Raw genomic sequence first — 23,948 nt, forward strand, 5'->3', positions numbered from 1 at the left:
TCCCCTCCCTATGAACGGCTCTTGCGCTTGGTCATGATGAAGGATGCAACAGACAACAATATGATAATGATGAACAGGCAAAATGCGATGGCAGCGCCGTAACCAAAACGCGTGCTCTGAAATGCTACATTATAGAGATACATAATACTGGTCATGGCTGCCCGGTCAGGACCGCCATTGCCGTTGGTTAGTGTAAATGGCTGATCGAAAATCTGGATGCCCCCAATAATAGATGTAATCATCTGAAACAAAATAATTGGACGGAGCATTGGCACGATAATATGGATGAAAATATGTTTCTTTTTCGCGCCATCCATCTGGGCAGCCTCCAGCAGAGAAGGATCAATGCCCTGAAGACCAGCTAAGTAGATGACCATGGAATAGCCAAAGTATTGAAAAAACAAAATGGATGATACAATCAGACGCATAAACCAGGGATCATTTTTCCAGTTAATTGGATCTTGTATTATGCCGGTCTGCACCAAAAAATGATTTAGTCCACCAGACTGCCAGTCAAAAATCAAGCTGACAAGTAGTCCAAGTGATGCCGCCGTAACGATGTTGGGAAAAAAGTATACGGCTCTGAAAAAGTCCCGTCCTTTGAGCAGCTTATCATTCAAGATAAAAGCCAACACAAGTGAGATTGTGAGCTGCGGAACTACAGATACGCCCCAGATGAATAACGTATTAAACAAGGTTTTGTAGAACAACGGGTCTTGTAATACGGCGACGTAGTTACCGATCCCTACAAAGTCAGGTGTCGTGATCCCATCAAAGTTGGTAAAACTGATGTAAAGCGAATATAAAATGGGATACAGCCCAAAAGTGGTGAAAATAATAAAAAACGGAGCAATGAAGTAGTAGCCGTAATGGTCCTTGCGAATCGTTTTGGCAAACATGTTCTATCCCCCCAGTTATCATCGGATGTGTATAATCATTCGCTCGCTTATAAGCTAATCCACTTCCAGCTCCGGAAATCTCAAGGTAACATCACGTTTGATTCGCTTTACGACTTCTTCCTTGGTCTGAATGTCCTTATTGAGATATAACTGGAGTACAATCTTGTAGATATCATTGTTAATCGTGGCATCATATTTGGTGCGTTCGTATACAGGTACCCGTTTTGCAGCCTCCGAGAAAAACTCGAAATGCTTCTGTCCTCCCAAATAAGACGATGAGAGAGACGGGGCAAGTTCATCATTCACAACCATGTTGCTGGTGAAATAATCCTGTTCTTTCGCTAACTCGGACAGGAAGTCGTGGTCAAAGTTATAAAACTCAATAAACTTCCAGGCGAGATCCTTTTTGTCACTTTTACTATACATCGCTATATAAGTTCCGCCTGCACTAAACGCTGACGGTCCCTGAGCCAAGCCCCACATGCCTTCGGTATCCGGGGCGTTGGCCTTGAACGTATATTGCAGTGCCCAGGTTGCCCCGGGATAGAACATGACCTCTCCTTTTTGCATGGATGCAGCGTAACCTGCACTTCCATCTTCATACTCGGCAAGTACATTCCGCTCACGTGCTTCACGTACAAGATCGAGCACTTCCAAGTAAGTTGGATCGATGACAAGTTTGCCGTCCTTCACCCAAGGTATACCATCATATGAATTCGATATAGCGTTCCAATTCGCCAATGCATGTACTTTATTCCCGCTAAGTTGCTGTACCTTCTCTCCAATCTCGAAGATCTTCTCCCATGTATCGATCTGTGAACCCACCTGCTCAGGATCATCGGTGCCCAGATATTTTTTCGCCAAATCCCGACGATAGTAGATGCCCCCTGGTGTTCCCTGATAACCTATCGCTCTGACATTTCCTTCACTGTCCTGTTCATTGGCCTGAACAAAAGCATATTGTTCTTGGATAAGTTCATTGGCGTTATACGGCGAAGCTGATAAATTCTCCAGATATGGAACGTCAATCAGCTCTCGAATATTCGCATTTTCAATCATAAATACATCTGGAGCCTTCGAGGTTGTCTGTAGCGCAGATTTCAGCTTGGTGATATAGAAATTACCGGGGATGTTGACAAAGTTCACTTTGATGTCAGGATATTTCTGTTCGAATTTCTCGATGGCGTACCCTGCTTCATCTGTAAAACTCCACACGGTAATCTCCTGTTGTTTGGTTTGATTCGATGGACTGAACTGACAACCAGCTAACAACATCGCTGCACATACAAATACAATAGTTGGCTTAAACCACTTCTTCATAGGCCCCCTCCTTCAAAAAGGAAACGCTTACAATTTATTAGAGTATATTGATTTTGGAGAGGGCTTTCTCCACAAATATTGTGCATTATCCTCCATATTTTGTCATATTCGTACGATGTTTCTTACGAAACTCGGAGGGTGTACAGTCATTATATTTTTTGAAAAGACGGTTATAGGAGTTAACATTGTTAAATCCATGTCCGATCGCAATTTCCAGAATCGTATCCTGACGGAACAATAAGGCCCACTCGGATTTGATAATTCGAAAATGATTCAAGTATTCCATCAGTGTTACTCCCTTGATCTCTTTGAACAGTTTGCAGACATGGAACTTGCTGAATTTAATATGTTCCGCTACCTGTTCCAGCTTAATGGGCTCAGCATAGTGCTCCTCCAGGTATTCACAGACCGATTCAAGGAATTCAAATTTTTTGGAGGAAGTACATGCCCATCCTGAAGATGAAGATTCATCGGTGGTAACCGGTAATCTTGTACGTAATAAAAGTATGATGAGATCATACAACCTGGATACCATTAACCATCGGTATCCTGGCTTCTGATTTTTCTTCTCGGTAATGATGTCATCTATATATTGAGTCAGATTGCTCTGACTTCCTGTATCCGAGGGAATAACTGTTGTTTTGTTGAAAAGTTGTCCGAGATCCTGAATTTCGGCTTCGGTGGTGAAACTGCCGGTTAACAATTCGAGTCGGAACAAGATAATGATCAAATGTTCGGTCCCCGGCAAAAAGCAGTGCACATCACCTGGTTTGATCAGCAGCACATCCCCTTTTTCCAACTCACACACGTGGTCGTTCACGCCAATTCTGGCGCTCTTTCCATTGACGAGAACCAGTTCAACCTCATCATGCCAGTGTGCAGCATAATTGAACTGATTTCCTGTATGAATTACCCGAATGGGAAAACCTTCTTGCATATGGCCTGTCTCCAAAAAAGTGGGTACGCCCATCGTATCAACCTCCATTTATTTCCAACGCAAAAAAACTCCTCGTCTTTATATTATGCATGAATGGCTACTCTCCTTTCTTTTTAAGTATTTAAAATTCTATAGAATGCAAAAAACTCCTCAACTCAGGTTGAGGAGCCGAACAGAATCACGTTCCACGCATTGGATGTCCAGTGTATATAACGTCTCTACGATCTCTCCGTTCAGCAGTTGGAAGAGAACATGACCTGCGAGCTGGCCTGCATCCCTCTTCGGCTGACGAAATGTGGTTAGAGGTGGATTCATATACTGAGATGCAGGTATATTGTCAAAGCCAATTACGGATAACTGCTCAGGTATTGAGATATCATGCTCCCTGAAGGCTTCCAAGCCGCCGATCGCCATTTCATCATTTGCAAAAAATACAGCGGATGGCAACTCTCCTTCAAGCAGTTTCTTGGCTGCATTGTAGCCATCTTGCTTCATGTATTGTCCGCCAATTTTCCATTCGGGGTTCTCTTCGATGCCTGCCTCCTTCAAGGCTTTCAAATAACCTTGATAACGATGGAGATTACATTCCGATTGTGACGGGCCACTAATATAAGCTATTGTCCGATGCCCTTTATCGATCAGATAACGGGTAGCCAAGTAACCACCTTGCGTATCACTCATCAAAACCTTTACAATATGTTGAGCATCCAGATCCCGATCCATGACAACAATCGGAAAGCCTGCTTCAGATGCTTCAACAAGCAACTGATCTTGAATATTCTGAGCGATAACAATAGCTCCGTCAATTCTTCTTTCACGAATGTAACGATGGGCTGTCGACTTCTCTCCACCCAACGAACTACATACGATCATATCGTATCCATGACTCATGACGACGGTTTCTATTCCGTTCACCAAATCCGAGAAATACGGACTGGACATGTCATGGACAATAACACCAATGGTTTGTGTACTATTTCGTTTTAATTCCGATGCAGGACCATGCCTAACGTAATTGAGTTGAGTCGCTGCCTCAAGTACTCGAAGTCTTGTTGGCTCACTTACATTCCCTTTATCGTTGAGTACACAAGATACGGTCGAACTGGCTACACCAGCCATCTTGGCTACATCTTTAATCGTTGTCATCATATATACTCCTCAAAGACAGTTTCATCTGTTTAGTCAATTATGGCAGTAACACAGCAATACACACGGGATAGTTCACTAGCATTTTAACACGTCAGTCCAGTCATGTCTCTTAGCAAAACATCAACTACGAAAAAACATATTAAAGAAACCGAGGTGCCTTCATGAGATTTAGTGAATATGTAATAGGTCAGCGCTACGAAACCACATCCTTGGCATTATCCAAGAGTGATATTATTGAGTTTGCCACAATCTATGACCCACAGTACATGCATTTGGATGAGGAAAAGGCCAAGCAAGGCCGCTTCGGCAGTTTAATTGCTTCTGGCATGCAAACGATGAATATCTCCTTTAAATTATGGATTGAGGTTGGGGTCTATGGAGAGCATGTTGTGGCGGGCACCGGGATGAATAACATTCAATTCCTGAAACCTGTCTTTCCGGATGATGAACTTCATGTCATTGCAGAAGTCATTGGACTGTCTCCCAGACGAAAAGGAAATGGGATTGTTACGGTGCTGCTGAGTACTTTCAATCAAAAGAATCAAAAGGTATTTCAGGCAGAATTAAGTGCATTAATCGATAATTAAGGCTGAGAAAAAGCCAAAAAAGCCGCAAATTGGCGGCTTTTCGTAGATGTATCACATTGAAGCATTTTTAAGCGTTATAACCTTTCAATACCTGCCCCAAAATCTCTACGCCCTTGACAATCTGTTCGTCTGACGGGGTTGAGAAATTAAGTCTGATGGCATTACAAGGGTCTTGCTCGTTCACCAGGAATGCATTTCCCGGTACAACCGCAACCCCTTGAGCTGCCGCTGTCTTGGCATAATCAAGCATTGGCACATGTGCTGGCAGATCACACCAGAGGAACAGTCCACCATCCGGTTGGGTATAGGTAATGGACTCACCCATATGCTCTTGCAGCTTGTCCATCATCAATGTTGCTTTTCTCCGATAGACCTCACGAATACTGTTAATATGCCCTGCATAGTCATACTCTGTCATGAACTTGTACGCCAGGATCTGTGGAAGCATGGCCGTATGTACATCTTCTCCCTGTTTGGCAACAACCATCTTCTCCACGACTTCATGTGGTGCTTGTACAAAACCAACACGCAGTCCCGCCGACAGAATTTTAGAGAATGATCCAACATAGATGACCAGCCCCTCATCATCCATAGATTTGATGGTTGGCACATCTTCTCCATTGAATCGAAGTTCTCCGTACGGGTTATCTTCCAAAATCATAACGCCATACTTCTTAGCCAGCTCGTATATGGCCTTACGTTTCGCAAGACTTGTTGTTACACCCGTCGGATTCTGAAAACTTGGGATCACGTAGATCAGTTTCACATTTTTCTCCGTTTGCAGCGCCTCTTCCAACTTCTCGATATCCATACCGTCCATCTCCATCGGAACGCCAGCAAGCTTTGCACCGGATGCCCGGAAGGAGTTCAAGGAACCGATAAAGCTCGGACTCTCACAGATAATTGTATCCCCTTCATTACAGAACACTTTACAGGCAAGTTCAATCCCCTGCTGCGCTCCAGATACAATGAACAATTGATCGGCTGCAGTCCCTGTATCAAACCCTGTCTTCAAATGTTGAGTCAATGCTTCCCTGAGGGGAACATATCCTTCCGTAATTCCATATTGCAGAGCCGTGACCGGGTCATGCTCCAGAATGGTTTGGGTGAACGTGCGAATCGCCTCAATAGGAAAGGTTTCCGGAGCGGGATTACCCGCAGCGAATGGAATTACATTTTGACCCGAAGAAGCCTTCAGAATCTCTCGAATAATGGATGGTTGCAGTGCAGCGATACGATTGGAAAATGAATAATTCATCTTAAATAGTGCCTCCCGACATTTCATCTGACTTAGTTCTCTATCATTACATTAGATTCTATTATACGAGCATTTCCCAAATTTCCAAACTGTCTCGACAAAATTAATGTTTATACACCAAAAAAGAGGCCGCCGTCAGCAACCTCTTCCGCATAAGTATTGAGCAAAATTTCAGCCTATTAGCGCGCTGCGTTCATCTCGGATAACCGTGTGGCCTTCACAACATAAGCGGCTAGACCGGGGATCATACGGGCCAGACCAGGATAGAATTTATTGGTTTTGGCAAAAGCCAGCTTTTGAATTCTTCTTGCGCGTCTGAGCAGTAGGGTGAATTCGCGGCTTGCTTCCAGTGTGTAATTACTCTGCCAATCGGCATGTTCAATGTCGCCTTGCAGGTACTTGTCAGTCCACCTTGCACACAGGAGTGAAGAGCGAAGGGCAATGGACATTCCGTCTCCACATAAGGGCGGTATCATCAGCATGGCATCCCCAATATGCGGATATTGGGACCATGGTTCAGGAACATTGGATAGATGCAGCGGCGCAATCGACACTTGCGTTCCATCTACAGGCTCTCCTTCGGCTAAACGGGCTGCCAAACTCACGTTTGTCAGGGAAGCCGCCTGTAAAATATCGTTGACAGACTTGCCACTTCCCTGAACGGTATCCAGTGTCAACAATGCAGCGACATTCACATTGCCGTCCTCAATCGGGGAAATCCCCACATAACCTCCCTCGCAAAAATATAACTCTACCCGTGCTGGAATCTGGATACCGCTGAAGTGAGATTTAATACCAACATATACGGTTTGATCCCGCAGATCAGGTGCGGAAGCCATCCCACGCGGTTTCTTGGTCCCATGTGCTCCGATGACGGCTTTGGCTCTGTAACTGATCCGCTCATCTCCCTGTTTCACCTGAACCTCATAACTGGCATCCTCAAGCTGCTCGATGCTCGTTATGGTCGCTTTGGTCACAATCTGGGCTCCGGCCTCCAGAGCCTTCTGATGCAAAATCTGGTCCAGCTCATATCGACTTATTCCATATGCAAATCCCGGCAGCGGTGCTTCGATCACTCCGCCTTGTGGCATAACGATTTTGGCATGATCCATGGTGCTGGGTTTCTTCGACCGGTCCAGAAGGTGAATATCCAGAACTTCTAACATCTCCTTGGTTTCGGGTGACATGAACTCACCGCAGGTTTTGTGCCGCGGGAACTCCTGGCGATCCAGCAAAAGGGTCCGATGTCCTTTCCCTGCCAGTTGCATTGCACATGTACTGCCGGCAATTCCGGCTCCGATGACAATCACATCTATCGATTTCGACACGTAAGATCACCTGCCTTTCGTGGGAATAACAACAGAGTAACGGAATAACGGCTTCCATTCATAGGTCATCGTATCATGATTGAGCCGTTGTTTAAGTTCCTTCCAATCCCTCCCTGTAAAACCTTTGGCTACGGAAAGAGGCCCATCATGACGAATATAACGATTGCGCGAGATCATCCGTGTAGTAATCCAGACCGCCTTATAGGATACGGGGTGGCGGTGAATATCATTAATGACGACACCGTATCTGGATGCTCGCAGCATATGAGAAACCATATCAACCAGCTGATCTCCGTCAAAATGATGCACGAACTGGGAACCTGTCACAATATCTGCTGAAGCATCCGGCAGTTGTGTAAGATCGGCACGTTGTACCCGGACTCGGGGTTCGTCACGGAATAGTTGTCTCGCTTCCTCACACGCTTCTTCCGTCAGATCAACCAGCGTAATTTCCAACTGAACACCCTGACGATCTGCCCATTGCAGTAGTTTCTGGTTCACATCTCCTGAACCTGCCCCCACATCCAGTAGAGTCAGCTTATCCGGCCTGCCGACAGAGTTCCACAACTTCTCTACACCAGCCAGAGTTGGGCCAGGTGCTGCAAATATTTTGTTAAGACGTCTCAGATGTCTAAGCGCTTCACGCAGCTCCTCCCCTCCCAGAGAGAAATCATCCATCAGTTCATCTTCCTTGGCTCGAATGGACAATGTTCTAAAAAAGGACATGATCGTGCTCCTCCATCACTGAAGATAATGAGGGTACATAAGTGAATTTCATCAACTCTGCGGTGAGTCCTGGTCCAAATGCCATGGCTACACCATCTGTAGAGGATTGAACCTGTGCCTTCATGTCCTCACGCATCGCGTTCAGTACAAACAGAATGGTATTGGAAGATAAGTTACCATACGTTCTGAGGACATCCCTGCTATACTTTGTTTGCTCGTCTCGCAGTTTCATTACATTCTGTACAGAGTCCACAATCCCACGTCCTCCCGGATGAATGGCCCACAGTTCAGGAAGCTGTTCACTTTGCAATAAGAGACGCAGTTCCTCTTCCAGGTGAACACCTAACAGCTTTGGAATACGAGGGGATAGATACAGGTCATACCCCAGATTCCCTACCTCCCAGGTCATATCTTCAGTCGAATCCGGAAGAAGCACAGAATAACCCGTGCCCAGACTCAGAACATTCTTGTGCTGAGGTTCTGGTGTACCCACTACACAGGAAGAAGCAGCGTCTCCGAAGAATGAAGCTGCAAACAGCGCTTCCCGATCTTGTACGGGCTGAAAATGAATGGTGCACAACTCTACACAGACCACAAGGACCTGTGATCCGGGAGCTCCCTGCACAACATCTCGTGCCATCTGAATGGCTTTCAACCCTGCCGCACACCCCTGAAAGATCAGCGGCAGTCGATTAACTCGGGCAGACAAACCCAAATGACGGATGAGCATAACATCAAGACCCGGCAGATATTGACCGGTGCAGCTGACCGTGATGATATGCGTGATACTCTTTGGAGATACGCCTGAATCCTCCAGGGCTTTCTCTGCCGCCTCAATCCCGAGTGGAAGCGCCTCTCGCTTGTATGTATTCATTCGTTCTTCGGTTGTCGGGATGTCTGAACGCTCACCAGAGGGCAGATAACGGCATTCTTCCAGTGAACCCAGATAGCTCGGTTCCACGGTATATCGTGTTTCAACACCACAGGACTTGAATATTCGTCTGGCAAAACGGGCCAAATCTGGCCGATCCTGAAGAGAAGAAGCGATTAGTTCTGCAATATCTGACTGCGCTACGGGGTGAGCAGGTAGAGCCGTTCCCATGCCAAGAATCGCGATATCGGATGGACTGTTATATTGGTTCATAATAAACCTCCTGGTATTGGTCATTATTTCCTCTAATTTAACAACTCTTACCCTTAACGATATCGTTATAATCTCAATAAGGCTCCTAATCCAGTTTATTAATACATCCTCAAGCTCAGAAGCTTGGTTTCATCAAGCCATTGAAGCAGTCACACCAATGAATGAAAAAAAGCCGCCATTAGGCGACTTCAAGGTATCTTTTTAAATAACTTTCTCAAATAATTTCTAACCACTTCTCAACGTCGTTCTGATGTACGTTATTTGGAAAATGCTTCTCTGATCTTGTCACTCATCCGGTACCAGGCATCCTCAGCCATCTGGAGATCCCCAAAATGCGTAAATCCATGAGCGGCTCCCTCGTACTCCTTAAGAGTCACCTTAACACCGCTTGCTTCCAGCCTTGCTGCATATGTTCTTGCTTCTTGGGCCAGTGAATCTTTCTCCGCGGTAATAATCAATGCTTCCGGGAGACCCTGCAATGATGTTGCGAGCACAGGTGAAGCCAACGGGTCTTGCGCATCTTCTGGCGTTTCAAGGTACATGGCATTAAACGTTCTGGCGATCTCGGCTGGAATGGCTTCTTCAAAACTCGGTTTCTCGGCCGGATCTGTAGCCACATCCAATACGGCATAATCCATAACTTGCAGAACAATTGGCAGCTCGCTTCCTCGTTGCTGATTCAGTAAACACACTGCTGCAGCAAGATTACCACCAGCACTATGCCCCCCGATAGCAAATAGAGACGGGTTAACCGATAAGGATTGCGGATTGGCGTGGACCCACTGTACAACGTCGTAACATTCATGGACCGCCGTTGGGAACTTGTGCTCCGGTGCAAGACTGTAATCGATATTAACGACTACACAATCAGATCGATCAGCGATCAGGCGACACCATGGATCATCCATCTCTGCTTGTCCCAAGATGAAACCACCCCCATGCATATTAAAGAAGACCGGCAGAGGAGCGGAATGGTCCCTATCCGGTGTATACACAAGAACACGTGTATCACCTTTAGTTGTAGGAATCATGACTTCTTCTACTGTGACAGCATACGTGGAACTGGGTTGAAGAGCTGAACCTGTACCGACGACATTTTGACGCATACGTTGTACCATTGACAGTTGTTGTTGATCCATAGATATCACTCCTTTAGTGGATTGCCAATACGCCTACTTCCGTTGTCACTTAAGTATAGATGACATTCGTCTATTCCGTCATGTGCAATTCATTCGATATGTATTGATCAACATGCTCAAACGTGGACCAAAATTACCTTCCCCTGCTCATAATGCTTCAATGTTAACATTCAGTGCCAGGAGATCGGTTTGGGTCCGTGCTTGTTTCCTGTTTTTTGTGGAACATCATCCAGACCCCCATCAAACAAAATAAAACGCTGCACCCCATGCCAAACAAGCTACTGGTTTTTAATGCAAGAGGTGAGCCTTGCATGGTAAGTAATGTCGCTTGGGTCACCACGATGGATACCATCGCATCGGTGAAGTTAATCATTTTTAATGTAGATATGATCGGGTTATGGAGATGACGGTTCGCCCAGGTACCATACACGGCAAAAACCAGCTTGGTAAAAGCCACTGTAGATACGATATACACGATGTTACCCTCATATATGAAGGCATCGCCGATTAGATACATTCGCAGGCAGACCAGTGAATAGGACATGCCCAGAAAACACAGGAAAAGACCACCGCGCTTATAGACCGTAAGCTCTAATGTATATCTTTCCTTTGGAGACTTCATCCTTTTGGCAACTTTATATTTTTGAAGCACCTGTCCTTTGGCTACACACAGAATCAGATAATATACCGCATTTGTAATGAACCATCCGGAAAGCAGATATATTCCCAGGATTAACTTGCCTATTCCGATCAAAGCATTGATAACAAGGGATACAACGTTGATCATGGCTGTTCGATCTTGTTTATTTCCAAGGTAACGGTCCCACACGGACTTCATGTATGTCTTCATTTCCATATGATATTCAATCTACTTGGCCAGCAGACCAGTGGCTTTTTTACATACCTCATAATATATATTTCTTCTTTCTTACCTTATTAGCGAAGCTCGGCACGTCCTTTATACGATACATAAATGTGTGTTAAATCAAATAGAAATGTCTCACGATTCGGCCAGAGATTCCCGAATCCTTTTCGGAAGAGATTGGACAACCATATCATAAGAGTGATCGATCATGACGTAGACATCCTCATCGGACAATGAACCATCCAGCGTAATGGTATTCCAGTGTTTTTTGTTCATATGATACCCCGGTTGAACTGCTTCATGCTGCTCTCTCAGGTTCTCTGCAATAACGGGATCACATTTTAAGTTCAAGCGACAGTGCTTTTCTTTGTTTTCAAAAATAAGCGCGAACATCTTACCCGCAACTTTAATCGCGACTGGATCAGGACCAAATGGATAATCCTTGGTCGCGCCTTTCTTCTTCAAACTGTATTCAATCATCGTATCCTTCAAGTCAGTACCTCCCTTTCACCAGTGGACGATATAATGATACCGAATGTAAGTTCGTATGTAAATAAGCTTGTTGCACATAAAAGCACATAAAAGCACATAATAAAACCTCCTCCATATCAATGGAGAAGGTTTTATCTGGATTTATTTAGATCTTAATTGGCTCTATCATTCCTAGTTTTGCTGCTGCGGCTGAAGGAGCCATGGTTTGATTTACTGCTACTGCTGTTTGATCTACTGCTATTCGGTCTACCGTCGTTTGAACGACTACTGTTTGATTTACCACTCTTGGCAAACCATTCGGATTTGGGCTTGCGCGCCGGGTTAGCTTTGGACTTCGCCGGTTTGCCAGCAGCCGATTTGTTGAACGAAGGTTTACTGCCTGCTGCTTTGCTGGTTTTATCAAACACAGGTACACCTGTCATTGGATACGGATGACCTTTCACTTCAGGAATCGTCTTTTTGATTACTTTCTCGATATCCTTCAGGAATGGAAGTTCATCCTTCTCACAGAACGAAATTGCCATCCCGCTTTTGCCAGCTCGACCTGTACGGCCAATACGGTGAACATACGTTTCCGGGATGTTAGGCAGGTTAAAGTTAATGACATGTGACAGTTCCTCCACGTCAATTCCTCTTGCCGCGATATCCGTCGCAACTAATACACGTGTTGCACCACTCTTGAAGTTGTTCAGTGCCCGTTGTCTCTCGTTCTGAGACTTGTTGCCATGAATAGCCTGTGCCGTAACGTTCACTTTGGCCAAATCACGTGTAACCCGGTCAGCGCCGCGCTTCGTGCGTGTGAACACCAATGCCGTGACGATGGATTTATCCTCCAAAATTTGGTTCAACATATGTTGCTTCTTGCCGTTCTCCAGCAAATATATAGACTGCTCAATGCGGTCTACTGTTGAAGATACCGGTGTGATTTCTACTTTGACTGGATCAACCAGCAGGGTTTTAACCATTTTGGTGATTTCAGGAGGCATTGTAGCTGAGAAGAACAGCGTCTGCTTTTTGTTCGGCATTTTGGCAATAATTCTTTTCACATCATGAATGAAGCCCATGTCCAACATCCGGTCTGCTTCATCCAGAACAAGAATCTCAACCATCTTCAGATCAATACGTTTCTGATTAATCAGATCGTTCAATCTGCCAGGTGTTGCGATAATAATATCTGCACCTTGATTCAGCGCACGCTCTTGTACTTTTTGCGAAACGCCGCCAACGATTGCCGTACAACGAATGTCCGTATACCGGCTATATACCTTGATGTTATCCGCGATCTGAATAGCCAGTTCTCGTGTTGGTGTCAAAATTAATGAGCGAATATGTCGTGCGGACTTGGGTCCTTTGGATCTTTCGCTTAATAATTGAATGATCGGCACCGAAAATGCTGCCGTCTTGCCTGTTCCTGTCTGTGCACATCCCAGCAGATCTCTGCCAGCTAATACAGCTGGTATGGCCTGTTCCTGTATAGGGGTAGGATTAGTATAATTTGCTTTGCTTAACCCTTCCATAATAGAGGGGATAATATTTAAGTCCTTAAATGTCATGTTGTCTCCTTCATTTACGCACATCTATCAATAAGACGCATCTTTTATTTCACACGTAACGTATAAGGATACCATTAAAAACGTAATCTGTACATTATCTTTTTAATATCACTTTGTTTAACTGACCAATTTAAGACCGACTGCCGATCCAAGCACCATAGCGATAAACAGAATTCTTAGGGCATTTCGAGGTTCTCCGTAAAACACCATGCCAAGAATAGCACCGCCGGAAGCTCCGATTCCCGTCCATACCGCATATGCTGTCCCCATCGGAAGAGTTTCCATCGCAAGGGACAGGAACAGGAAACTCAATCCAAACCCGGCTACCAATAGAACCAGTGAAATGAGATTACGGTCTTTGTGCAACTTGTTTATCATCAGCACTCCGATCATCTCAAATACCCCTGCCAAGATAAGAAATACCCAGTTCATTATAGCTGCACCTCCTTATTCTTCTCTTTGCTCAGCATTTTAAGCCCGATTACGCCGAGTAAAAGTACACCAATGAGTACCATTTTTCCGGTTTGGATAGGTGCATTAAACAGAAAAATCTCTGCAAGCACTGTACCTGCGGTACCCAGGCCAACAAATACTGCATACACGGTTCCCACAGGCAGTGTCCGCGAAGCTGCAATCATCAAGGAGAAACTAATGATAATTGCAACCAACGTAAACCCCCATTCCAGCAGACCACTGGCATGTTTCAATCCAATGACCCAACCCACTTCAAACAATACAGCAATCACAACTGACATCCACGTTTTATTCATTCCTGCTACTCCCTTTCTCTGATTCATTTTTTTACACCTAGTATGGGTACATTAGCGTAAAAACAAAAAAAGCCCGGGAAACAAACTGCATGTAGCAGTTCATCTCCCAGGCTTTTATCCCTCCGTGGCACAACCAACAGGTTGTGGGTTTTCTCTCGGACCAGACCGACATACATCGCGGAACCCTAGAAAACCTGTTTTTATTCTAATGTGTCTCCAATTATACACACTTCCACTATCTTGGCAACCCTGATATTATGATCATGTTATTTATTTGATAATCAAACCCATTAATCCTACAAATGTGGCGGCTTGATGTGGTGAAATCACACAACCGTTGAGATCTTCCATGGTCAGCACCAAGGAGTCAAATTCGCAATCGCTAAGATCCAAATCCTTCATTTTGGTCCCCGTTAAGGAAGCTTGGTCGATGTTACATTGACTGAACTCCATTTTTTGCAGTGCCAGATAGGCAAAGTCCGCACCAATCAAGGTACATTCCGAGAAAGAGACCTGTTTCAGATGGGCAAAACGGAAATTGCTATAGTCGCCTAGACCATGAAGGAAATTGACATTTTGCAATCGGCTATTGGAAAAATCAGTTCCGACAAACTTGCAGTTATGCCATTCGATCCGGTGCATGAAGGCACCAGAGAGATTGACATTGGAGAAGTCGCAGTGTTCAAACCGGACATCGGTGAATTCAAATTGTTCCAAGGCAGACTCCGAGATTGTCACATGTCTAAATACAACATTTTCAAAGGAAACCTTACTCGCTTCCTGTTGATCCAATGTAATGTTCTCGATCAGTTTGTGTTTGTACTCCACTTTGGATTCCAGGAATGCAATCGTTTCCGGTTCGAGCAACTGCTCCTGAATCTTGGGTTTGTCCATTTTCATCCCGTATTCCCCTATTCTTTAATAGCTACAACTCGCAGTCGGCTTCTGTCCAGATACCACTGTCCATCCCGCATCAGTTGTGGCCGCACTCTTTTCTCGACAGCTTCCATAATAACATCCTGTTCCGCAGGCGTGATACCACTGAATAAATACTCCGCGAAGCTGGTCAACCACTTTCTGACACCTGGCTTAAACGGGGTAAATTGGTCAACGTGCTGCGCCAGACGAACTCGAAATCCGTGTTGTTCTAGTAGATTAGCATATTCGCCAATGGTCGGGTGATACCATGGATTCCGTCCTTCCCATTTGTATCCACGGGCATTCAGTTCTTCCCTTACCGCTGTTATTAATATAGCCGTGTTGCCACTTCCAGCAAACTCAGCCACGAATCGTCCTCCCGTCTTGAGCGCTAACTGTATGGATTGTACTACAGCTGAAGCATCCTTGATCCAATGCAGAACGGCATGAGAGAAGACCGCATCAAACGTTTCTTCTGTCCGATAATGACAAGCATTTTCGACTTGAATATTCATATCAGGGTATTTCTGTTTAGCTTGCCTAATCGTCTCTTCTGAAAAATCTATACCTATTGGCAGCGCTCCTGCGGCTGCAATTTTGGCTGTCAGATCCCCATTGCCACAACCCACATCAAGAATACGTTCACCTTGGGATGGCTGGAGCAGGGATAAGATAGGTGTTTCCTGTAACGTTGCAAAAGGAGCGGAATGACCACTCCATGATTCGTTCGCTTGACCGGATGAATGTCCGTTATTCATAGAATATAATCTCCTTTTTCAATTAAGGATCTAATGTATCTATAATAACTTTAATATAAGAGAACTGTCAATTCACTCATCAGATAACTATAAAAAAAGCCGCCGAATGGCGACTTTAACATTAAGAATTCGGATCAACTGAGAATGCCTGTTACCGGATGCGGTACATACACTTCTTCGAGGAAACCGATCTCTTCCACAGTCAGCTTCACCGTAAGGGCTGCCATTGCATCCTCCAGATGGTGAATTTTGGTCGCCAGGACAATCTCATCCCGACGCGCAAAGTCCTTCAATGCACGTCCAACAATTTCCTCACTGGTTCCATCCGAATAGATATTGGCCGTATCGAAGAAATTAATACCAGCATCCAACGCCTTCTGGATGAACGGTCGACTCTGCTCTTCATTCAGGGACCATGGAGCCATTCCGCGTTCCGGTACACCGTAACTCATGCAACCTAGACATAATCTGGAGACATCCAGACCGGTACGTCCTAATTTCACATATTCCATATTTCACACTCTCCTTCAATTTGTTCTGTGAATGGATGTTGTCTCGACCTCTTCGGTAACTAGCTCTAACCAGCATGTGAAGTATATCTCTCGATGTACGGAATTTTCTTCGAACTTGATCTGTGATTCGAGCCTGTCAATCAATATTTGCCTCACATGGTTTGATAACCACTTCATCACCTTACTCACCCAACTTTTCGAATAAACTTTAATCGCTTGGCTCTGTTAACATACTCTTAGTATGCCGAGTCATGGGCTGCAAGCGGTATATCAATCGTCTTAATTGATTGCCTGATCCTCTCAGGCCCCCTTTTGGTTCTGTACGGTAAGCTTTATAATTTAAGTAGGTTAAATCCGTGAGGAGGATACGTATGACCGAAGAATTATTTCTACCAAAACAGGAATTGAGTGACCTGATCGAACGCCATTCCAATCATAACGGTGCAATGGAAACGGCGGTTCCTTCCCTGTTTGTCTATCACCATTCCAAGATTAGTGAACCCGCATACAGAGTGTATAAACCTTCATTTTGTGTGATTGTTCAAGGGTTGAAAGAAGTATTGCTCGCACAGGAGCGTTATGAATATGGACCTTCCAATTACCTGATTGCTTCCATGAATCTCCCGGTCATCGGGCAGATTATCAAGGCATCCGCTGATGCACCCTACTTAAGTCTCAAGCTCGAATTCACACCGAACCAAATTCTCGAAGTACTTAACGAATACAATATCAAGGTAACATTCAACGAAAACGCCAGACGAGCCATGTTTGTAGGTCAGATGGAATCGTCCATTCAGGACGCTGTACTCCGACTTGTTCGTTTGCTGGATACGCCGGAAGAGATTCCGTTTCTGGTTCCGTTGTACGTTAAAGAAATCCTGTTCCGCCTCCTTCAAGGGCCTTACGGAGGAGAACTGGCGCAGATTGCGGTTGAAGGTAGCAGCACTTATCGGATCAGAGAAGCGATTGAGTACATCGTTCATCATTGGGAACAGCCATTTCGCATTGAAGATCTGGCTGAGACCGCCAGTATGAGCGTCTCTTCATTCCATCGTCACTTCAAAGAGATTACAGCTATGAGCCCATTACAATTCCAGAAACAATTAAGATTACAGGAAGCCCGGCGACTTCTGATGGCCGAATCTGCAGATGCGGCAGATGTAGCGTTCCGGGTTGGTTACGAGAGTGCTTCCCAATTTAGCCGCGAATATGCACGCATGTTCGGTGCGCCGCCAAGAGCCGATATCCGACGGCTGAAAGAGAAATACGATATGGCCTTGAGTGAGTAACCGAGTATATACTGCCTATCTCACAAAAAGACAAACCAAAAAAGGACAACCACAACGGGTTGTCCTTTTTCAGTATCAGAATTCTGCGTAATTGCTTTTGGATTATTCCTTCATTTTTGAACAAGATTAGACCAATGCTTCGACCCGTTCTGGCACGTGGATCTCTTCGTACAATAATTGAGTGATATCACGAGTCAGTGCATCCACATTCTCTTGACGAGTTGCCCAGCTGGTGCAGAACCGCACCGCACTGTGTGTACCGTCAACCTTTTCCCAGAAAGAGAAGGTATAACCGCTGCGTAATTTCTCAAGCAAACGATCAGGCAGAATCGGAAACTGCTGGTTGGTTGGTGAATCGTACAGGAAGCGTACCCCCTGCTGTTCAAGTGAGTCATGAATTCTCAAGGCCATATCTACGGCATGACGAGAAATGTCGAGGTAAAGACCATCTTCGAACAACGTTTCAAATTGGATTCCCAGCAATCTGCCTTTGGCAAGCAGGCCACCTTTTTGTTTGATCATATAACGAAAATCCGGTTTCAGTGCATCATTCAGGATGACAACTGCCTCTCCCATCAATGCGCCAATCTTGGTTCCCCCAATGTAAAATACATCACACAAGCGTGCAAGGTCAGCAAGTGTCATATCGCAATCGCGTGAAGCGAGTGCATATCCAAGACGTGCTCCATCCACGAAAAACGGAAGACCACATGCTCTGCTCACTGTATGCAATGCTTGCAGTTCTGCCTTGCTGTACATCGTTCCATTCTCCGTTGGTTGGGAAATGTAGACCATTCCTGGTTGAACACAGTGTTCCGGCGACGATTCATTCATGTGCGCATCATAGACTGCTCTAACCTGCTCAGGCGTGATCTTTCCGTCCTCGCTTGGAACTGTGAGCACCTTATGTCCCGTAGCTTCAATAGCTCCCGTCTCATGAACCGCAATGTGTCCCGATGTCGCAGCAATCACTCCTTGATATGGACGCAAAATAGATGCAATCACCGTTGTATTTGTCTGTGTACCGCCAACCAAGAAATGAACATCAGCGTGCTCATTGTCACATGCCTGACGAATAAGCATTCTCGCCCGTTCACAATGCTCATCCGTGCCATACCCGCTCGTCTGTTCCATGTTGGTTTCCATCAGTCTTTGTAAAATTCGTTCGTGCGCACCTTCGTTATAATCACATTCAAATCGTATCATCGTGTTGTCTCTCCTGCCTTCTTGTTCAACTTCTCTTGTATGTTCATCATGGAGGTGTATACCTCTTGAATCTCTTCTTCATTCAATTCTTGCATCAGCTTCAGGATCTGTTGATCGGATCGATCATTCAATTGGGCATACAGTTCCTCACCCTTGGCTGTCAGACGAATCAGACTGACCCGGCTGTCGGCAGCAGAATCCACTTTCACCAGCAGTCCTTCCTTGGACAGCTTGTTCACAATTCGGCTCATGTAACTGCGATCAATGGTCAGTGTATCTACCAGATTGTTCGCAATGCTCTCTCCCCGAATTCCAATCTCAATAATTACTCGTACTTCCGCAAAGGAATACCCTGTTCCGAGAATATGCTTGTCGAGTACACCAAGTATGTTGGTATAAAAACGGTTAAAACGTCGCATGTCAGCCAGTATATCTGGATTTATGTACTGAGAGTTGATGTCAAACCCTCCTTTTTAGTGGACATTGTCAACATTATAATAATCACGTTAGTGGACGTTGTCAACATTATCTTTTGCATAGAATTTGATAACTTCATTTTTATTATCCTATCAATAAAAAAAGCCGCGCATATGCGCGGCAAGGTTGTTCTGTCATCGGAGTGGCCAATGTAAATTCAATTTATATGGATTAAGAGTGACTATATTGCACCTGATGAAGACGGCTGTATATCCCTCCAGCGGCGACCAATTCCTCGTGGTTACCCTGCTCAGCGATACCATCTGTGTTCACTACGATAATTCGATCTGCATTCTTGATAGTTGTCAGTCTGTGCGCAATAACAAGTGTTGTTCTGCCCACCGACAATTCAGCGAGTGATTGCTGGATCAGTGCTTCCGTTTCCGTATCCAGCGCAGAGGTTGCCTCATCCAGAATAAGAATGGGTGGGTTTTTCAAAAACATCCGTGCGATGGACAAACGCTGTTTTTGCCCTCCCGACAGTTTAACACCACGTTCACCAATAATGGTATCCATGCCATCAGGCAACGTGAGGATCAGTTCCTCCAATGAGGCACGACGGGCGGCATCCCAGATTTGTTCATCCGTTGCACTCAGATCACCATAAGCAATATTCTCCTTAATGGTACCCGAGAACAAAAATACATCCTGTTGAACGATTCCGATATGCTTGCGCAAGGATTGAAGCTTAACGTTACGAATGTCGACGCCATCTACAGTGATACGTCCCTCTTCTACCTCATAGAATCGGGGAAGCAGGCTGCAGATCGTCGTCTTGCCTGCACCCGAAGGACCAACAAAAGCAACGGTTTCCCCTGGTCGAACAGACAGACTGATATCACTCAGAATACGCCGACTGGATTCATATCCGAACGAGACGTTCTCAAAGCGAATATCACCTTTCACACTTTCGAATTCAACGGCGTTTTTGCTATCCGCAATTTCAGGTTCTGTATCAATGATCTCCAGATACCGCTTGAAACCAGCGATGCCCTTTGGATAACTTTCAATGACGGCATTGATTTTCTCAATCGGACGGAAGAAGATATTGGATAACAGCAGGAAGGCCATAAAGTCACCCATATTGATTCTGCCATCGATATAAAACCAAGCCCCGCTGATCATGACAAACACCGTAACCAGTCGCATCATCATATAACTGACCGAGATACTTTTCGCCATCGTTTTGTAGGCAAGCAGTTTGGTTTTACGGAAATTCTGATTATCCAGCGCAAAAAGTTCTTTCTCATGTTCTTCGTTGGCGAACGATTGCACAACACGCATGCCACCAACGTTATCTTCAATGCGTGCATTGAAATTGCCGACGTCTCCGAAAAGTCGCCGATACGTTTTCGTCATCCGCCCGCCAAATACGATAATGACCCAAGCCATAATTGGGATAATGATAAAGGTAAGCAGCGCAAGCTCCAGATTAATGTTAGCCATCAGCCAGAACGATCCGATTAATGTCATAACTGCGATGAATACATCTTCAGGTCCATGGTGAGCAACCTCGCCGATATCATTCAGATCATTCGTAAGATGACCAATTAAGTGGCCTGTTTTACGATTATCAAAGAACCGGAAGGACAGCTTCTGCAAGTGAGCGAACATCTTCTCACGCATGTTGGTCTCAATGTTAATGCCCAGCATATGTCCCCAGTATGTAACGACATAGTTCAATACCGTATTAAGTGCATAGATGGATAACAGCACAACACAGGCAAGCATAATGAGAGGCCAATCCTGACCTGGCAACAATTCATTAATGAATTTGCTGACGGCAAGGGGGAAAGCCAACTCCAGAAGACCTGCGAGTACAGCGCATCCAAAATCAATCAAAAACAGTTTTTTATAGGGACGATAATACGAAAAAAAACGACGAATCATACTTATTCACTCTCACTCTCCAGATCCTTATTGGGACTTACATCTTCATTTTGCAGCTCGAAAAGATGGATATACTCGTCGATGACCTGATCAATAGCTTTCAACTCTCCACTGATCATCGGGCGAATATGTTCATACTCCTTCTGACCAAGTTGTCTGGCGAGCGTTGTTCTTCGATTCTGCATCTGCTCCAGAAATACAAGAATCCGGCCGCGGCGGAATGTTTGCGCACCATGGCCCCGTTTTCCCTGATGTTCACCATGTCCTCTGCCACGTCTGGAACGCTCTCCACGTTGCTCATTGTCACTCACATCACGTTTCGGACGCTCACCTTGACGTACACTTCCATTGATTTCATTCAGATCACGATCTCTCATTTTTGCCACCCCCATTACGTGTATACATATGTATACAACGCATTTATGTATACGATTGTATACGCGATAAAAAGAAGTGTCAACCTAAATTTTCCAATAAAGTAACTGCGCTCGTATGTTCATCATCTCTTGAACAGAAAAAAGCCGCGATTTCGCGACTTCTTTTGTTTTTCACTATTTTTACTCCTACAAAAATCATCATCATTCACTGCACCAAATCTATTGTTACTATTTCAATGAAATTTCAAATGTGGAATCCACGTCACCTGCAAATACAATGCGGCCGTTTTCTGGTAAAACAACCTCATTCTGACCGCTGACTACGGTGTGATTAATACAAATACCCTTTTGATCATATACGGCAAAGGCGCCAGTTGCAGGCATTTTAACCGTCATGACTTTTCCTTTCACCGTTGCTGGTATCGAAAACCATCTGGCATATCCGTCTGCTTGAATTGTTGCTAGAGATTGTTTACCCGAATATAGTGGTTGTACCATTTCCTCACTGGCGTATATGCTACCAACGGCTGTAATGTACTCTACTCCGTTCTTTTCGGTGAAATAAATCTCCTTGGTATCACGTCCAGCCAGGCCAGGGATTTGCAGCTCCGTGACTGCTTCGTTTGCTCCAATAATCTTAGTGTTGGATATATACCCCGGGGTCTCTTTGTCCAAATGAATCGGGAGAATTGGTGCTGAATTGAGATAAACCGTTGATGTGTATTTCTCATTCACCAGGTAATATTTTTTACCTTCACGCTGCCCCCATGAGGCCGTAATATCCTGGGATAATTCATTGACTTCCAGCTTCTCCGCTTTATATTCTGAGAAAGCCAACTGACCAAGTCCTGGCAAGGATACAAAAGATCGAGACCACAGATAAATTCTTCCATTCTTCTCCTTAACAAATTTCAACTTTTCCGTGCCTTCATCGTTAACAAAAGTACCATCCGCTGTATAGGTGTATGTTTGAGCCGGATTACTTGGAGCTGTGAGTGTGGATACAGTCAGTTGTCCAGCATGATTCATTTCGATCTTCTTAACCGAATTATTGGCACCATATATACCAGCATACGTAGATATTTCTTCAGGCATATCGGCCTTCACTGGCACGCCAAATGATTTTTCCGGCTTCCGTTCTGTAATAATCCCCTTTTCCTCAAGTGCGCTGAGCAATAATTCACTCGCAATGAACTGATCTTTGGCACTTGTCCCACCAGATGAAGTAACGGCTGCAGCCAGATTGTATTCCGGCAATACGATTAATGATGAGTGATAAGATATGGTATCTCCACCTTTGGTTACTGCTTTGATGCCGTATTCACTGAATGGGTACAGATTTACACTATCCCACCCTAGCCCGTAAGATATAGACGTGTCGCCACCCTCCGGCCACATGCCTCTTTTGTATTCTTCTTGCGCCATGGCTTCGACTGACTTACTGGAAAGAATGTCTTGGACCTCTCCCGTGAAGATTTGTGAAAACTTCACAAGATCTTCAGCGGTGGAATAAATGCCTCCAGTAGCGATGACATTATAATTCTCTTGTGGAAGCTGACCCTCAACCAAAGGAGAATAGATTCCCGCCATTGCTGCCGGGTCAACCACATCCTGTGGTGTTTTGGTATGTTTCATGTCCAAAGGTTCCGTAAAATAGTGGTGTATGAAAGCCGTAAAACTCATGCCGCTAACACGTTCAACCATAATCTCGGCCAACGTAAAACCGTCGTTACTATACACCGAGTATGCGCCAGGATCTGCCTTCAGGTTTTGATTCGCCAATTGCTCCAGAAACGTATCGTGTGAATACGTGTCATTATCCCCGTACAATGTGGCATTGCTGCCAGTACTGCCCAGCAGACCGGAAGAATGATTCAACAGCATGCGTGGTGTGATTTGTTTGTAGCGATGATCCTTCATCTGAAAATCAGGTATATAGTTCACAACAGGCAGATCCAAATCAATCTTGCCTTCGTCAACTAACTTCATAACAGAAGCTGTGAGGAACATTTTACTAGTTGAACCTATACCATAGATCGTATTTGAAGTAAGCGGCACCTTGTTGTTTTTATCGTTTTTACCCGTCTGACCGGACACCACAATCTCTCCACCATCAATGAGGGCATATTGCAGGCTAGTTATTCCATGTTTCTCGGTCAGTAATTTGGCTTTCTCCGCTACTATTTTCTTGGTTGGTTCATACGTCAGGTCACTGCTGTTAACGGCAGTTGATGCGGCCATGACTGACATTGGAGCTAACATCGTTAACACCAGAGTTAACACAGCGATTGAAGTTCGTTTTCCCTTTTGTCGTCCCATTCACATCATCTCCTGAATTTTAAATGTTTTGTTTA

Annotated in this window: 23 protein-coding genes, 1 pseudogene and 1 riboswitch; of the genes and pseudogenes, 2 read left to right on the forward strand and 22 right to left on the reverse strand. The window is 44.9% G+C overall.

The window, feature by feature from the left end; translation table 11 throughout:
* Positions 1–8: 8 nt before the first annotated feature.
* The 4 genes from BLS69_RS09520 to BLS69_RS09535 form a co-directional block, all read right to left on the reverse strand.
* Positions 9–899 (reverse strand): carbohydrate ABC transporter permease, encoded by an 891-nt coding sequence (locus BLS69_RS09520; protein WP_036608160.1) that lies wholly within the window; start codon positions 897–899, stop codon positions 9–11.
* 54 nt (positions 900–953) lie between these two features.
* The gene (locus BLS69_RS09525; RefSeq protein ID WP_091030785.1) at positions 954–2,219 is read right to left on the reverse strand and encodes an ABC transporter substrate-binding protein; all 1,266 of its coding nucleotides are present in this window, start codon (positions 2,217–2,219) and stop codon (positions 954–956) included.
* A gap of 85 nt (positions 2,220–2,304) precedes the next feature.
* Entirely contained in the window at positions 2,305–3,189 is an 885-nt protein-coding gene (locus tag BLS69_RS09530) for an AraC family transcriptional regulator (protein ID WP_176872649.1), read from the reverse strand.
* A 117-nt stretch (positions 3,190–3,306) separates the two neighbouring features.
* On the reverse strand, positions 3,307–4,305 hold the full coding sequence (locus BLS69_RS09535) for a LacI family DNA-binding transcriptional regulator (protein WP_339309345.1): 999 nt from the start codon (positions 4,303–4,305) through the stop codon (positions 3,307–3,309).
* 161 nt (positions 4,306–4,466) lie between these two features.
* Here BLS69_RS09535 and BLS69_RS09540 point away from each other — a divergent pair, with 161 nt between their 5' ends.
* Positions 4,467–4,892 (forward strand): MaoC family dehydratase, encoded by a 426-nt coding sequence (locus BLS69_RS09540; RefSeq protein ID WP_091016472.1) that lies wholly within the window; start codon positions 4,467–4,469, stop codon positions 4,890–4,892.
* 67 nt (positions 4,893–4,959) lie between these two features.
* Here the strand turns inward: BLS69_RS09540 and BLS69_RS09545 are convergent, their stop codons facing one another.
* The 13 genes and pseudogenes from BLS69_RS09545 to BLS69_RS09605 form a co-directional block, all read right to left on the reverse strand.
* A complete protein-coding gene (locus BLS69_RS09545) occupies positions 4,960–6,150 on the reverse strand; it encodes an aminotransferase-like domain-containing protein (protein ID WP_091030792.1) in 1,191 nt (396 codons plus the stop codon).
* Positions 6,151–6,329: 179 nt separating this feature from the next.
* Positions 6,330–7,478, reverse strand: coding sequence for an NAD(P)/FAD-dependent oxidoreductase (locus tag BLS69_RS09550; protein ID WP_091030795.1), 1,149 nt, complete (start codon positions 7,476–7,478; stop codon positions 6,330–6,332).
* Positions 7,479–7,484: 6 nt separating this feature from the next.
* Positions 7,485–8,204, reverse strand: a complete 720-nt coding sequence (locus tag BLS69_RS09555) for a methyltransferase domain-containing protein (protein ID WP_047842870.1) — start codon at positions 8,202–8,204, stop codon at positions 7,485–7,487.
* Positions 8,191–9,348 (reverse strand): type III polyketide synthase, encoded by a 1,158-nt coding sequence (locus BLS69_RS09560; RefSeq protein ID WP_091030798.1) that lies wholly within the window; start codon positions 9,346–9,348, stop codon positions 8,191–8,193. The genes BLS69_RS09555 and BLS69_RS09560 overlap by 14 nt, the downstream gene beginning before the upstream one ends.
* A 257-nt stretch (positions 9,349–9,605) precedes the next feature.
* The gene (locus BLS69_RS09565; protein WP_091030801.1) at positions 9,606–10,487 is read right to left on the reverse strand and encodes an alpha/beta hydrolase; all 882 of its coding nucleotides are present in this window, start codon (positions 10,485–10,487) and stop codon (positions 9,606–9,608) included.
* A 163-nt stretch (positions 10,488–10,650) separates the two neighbouring features.
* A complete protein-coding gene (locus tag BLS69_RS09570) occupies positions 10,651–11,325 on the reverse strand; it encodes a hypothetical protein (RefSeq protein ID WP_256332266.1) in 675 nt (224 codons plus the stop codon).
* Between the two features lie 162 nt (positions 11,326–11,487).
* The gene (locus BLS69_RS09575; protein ID WP_091030804.1) at positions 11,488–11,844 is read right to left on the reverse strand and encodes an MmcQ/YjbR family DNA-binding protein; all 357 of its coding nucleotides are present in this window, start codon (positions 11,842–11,844) and stop codon (positions 11,488–11,490) included.
* Between the two features lie 152 nt (positions 11,845–11,996).
* Entirely contained in the window at positions 11,997–13,397 is a 1,401-nt protein-coding gene (locus tag BLS69_RS09580; protein WP_091030807.1) for a DEAD/DEAH box helicase, read from the reverse strand.
* A gap of 117 nt (positions 13,398–13,514) precedes the next feature.
* On the reverse strand, positions 13,515–13,829 hold the full coding sequence (locus tag BLS69_RS09585) for a DMT family transporter (protein WP_091030808.1): 315 nt from the start codon (positions 13,827–13,829) through the stop codon (positions 13,515–13,517).
* Entirely contained in the window at positions 13,829–14,167 is a 339-nt protein-coding gene (locus tag BLS69_RS09590; protein WP_091030811.1) for a DMT family transporter, read from the reverse strand. Before BLS69_RS09590 ends, BLS69_RS09585 begins: the two co-directional genes overlap by 1 nt.
* A gap of 101 nt (positions 14,168–14,268) precedes the next feature.
* Positions 14,269–14,367, reverse strand: a riboswitch (guanidine-I (ykkC/yxkD leader).
* 70 nt (positions 14,368–14,437) lie between these two features.
* A complete protein-coding gene (locus BLS69_RS09595) occupies positions 14,438–15,067 on the reverse strand; it encodes a pentapeptide repeat-containing protein (protein WP_091030814.1) in 630 nt (209 codons plus the stop codon).
* Positions 15,068–15,078: 11 nt separating this feature from the next.
* Positions 15,079–15,843, reverse strand: a complete 765-nt coding sequence (locus BLS69_RS09600; RefSeq protein WP_091030816.1) for a class I SAM-dependent methyltransferase — start codon at positions 15,841–15,843, stop codon at positions 15,079–15,081.
* A gap of 239 nt (positions 15,844–16,082) precedes the next feature.
* A pseudogene (locus BLS69_RS09605) lies at positions 16,083–16,355 on the reverse strand (aldo/keto reductase); the annotation flags it as partial.
* A 371-nt stretch (positions 16,356–16,726) separates the two neighbouring features.
* Here BLS69_RS09605 and BLS69_RS09610 point away from each other — a divergent pair.
* Positions 16,727–17,644: an AraC family transcriptional regulator gene (locus tag BLS69_RS09610; protein WP_091030819.1), complete on the forward strand. Its 918-nt coding sequence runs from the start codon at positions 16,727–16,729 to the stop codon at positions 17,642–17,644.
* 126 nt (positions 17,645–17,770) lie between these two features.
* Here the strand turns inward: BLS69_RS09610 and BLS69_RS09615 are convergent, their stop codons facing one another.
* The 5 genes from BLS69_RS09615 to BLS69_RS09635 all read right to left on the reverse strand — a co-directional run bounded on the left by BLS69_RS09615 (position 17,771) and on the right by BLS69_RS09635 (position 23,913).
* The gene (locus BLS69_RS09615; protein WP_091030820.1) at positions 17,771–18,850 is read right to left on the reverse strand and encodes a threonine aldolase family protein; all 1,080 of its coding nucleotides are present in this window, start codon (positions 18,848–18,850) and stop codon (positions 17,771–17,773) included.
* The gene (locus BLS69_RS09620; protein ID WP_036670809.1) at positions 18,847–19,269 is read right to left on the reverse strand and encodes a MarR family winged helix-turn-helix transcriptional regulator; all 423 of its coding nucleotides are present in this window, start codon (positions 19,267–19,269) and stop codon (positions 18,847–18,849) included. Before BLS69_RS09620 ends, BLS69_RS09615 begins: the two co-directional genes overlap by 4 nt.
* A gap of 229 nt (positions 19,270–19,498) precedes the next feature.
* Positions 19,499–21,217 (reverse strand): ABC transporter ATP-binding protein, encoded by a 1,719-nt coding sequence (locus BLS69_RS09625; RefSeq protein WP_091030823.1) that lies wholly within the window; start codon positions 21,215–21,217, stop codon positions 19,499–19,501.
* Between the two features lie 2 nt (positions 21,218–21,219).
* A complete protein-coding gene (locus tag BLS69_RS09630; protein ID WP_256332267.1) occupies positions 21,220–21,594 on the reverse strand; it encodes a hypothetical protein in 375 nt (124 codons plus the stop codon).
* Positions 21,595–21,822: 228 nt separating this feature from the next.
* Complete coding sequence (locus tag BLS69_RS09635) at positions 21,823–23,913, reverse strand: serine hydrolase domain-containing protein (RefSeq protein ID WP_091030824.1); 2,091 nt, start codon at positions 23,911–23,913, stop codon at positions 21,823–21,825.
* Between the last annotated feature and the right edge of the window lie 35 nt (positions 23,914–23,948).

The sequence above is a fragment of the Paenibacillus sp. CF095 genome (assembly GCF_900101225.1).
In the GTDB taxonomy this organism is placed as follows: Bacteria; Bacillota; Bacilli; order Paenibacillales; family Paenibacillaceae; genus Paenibacillus.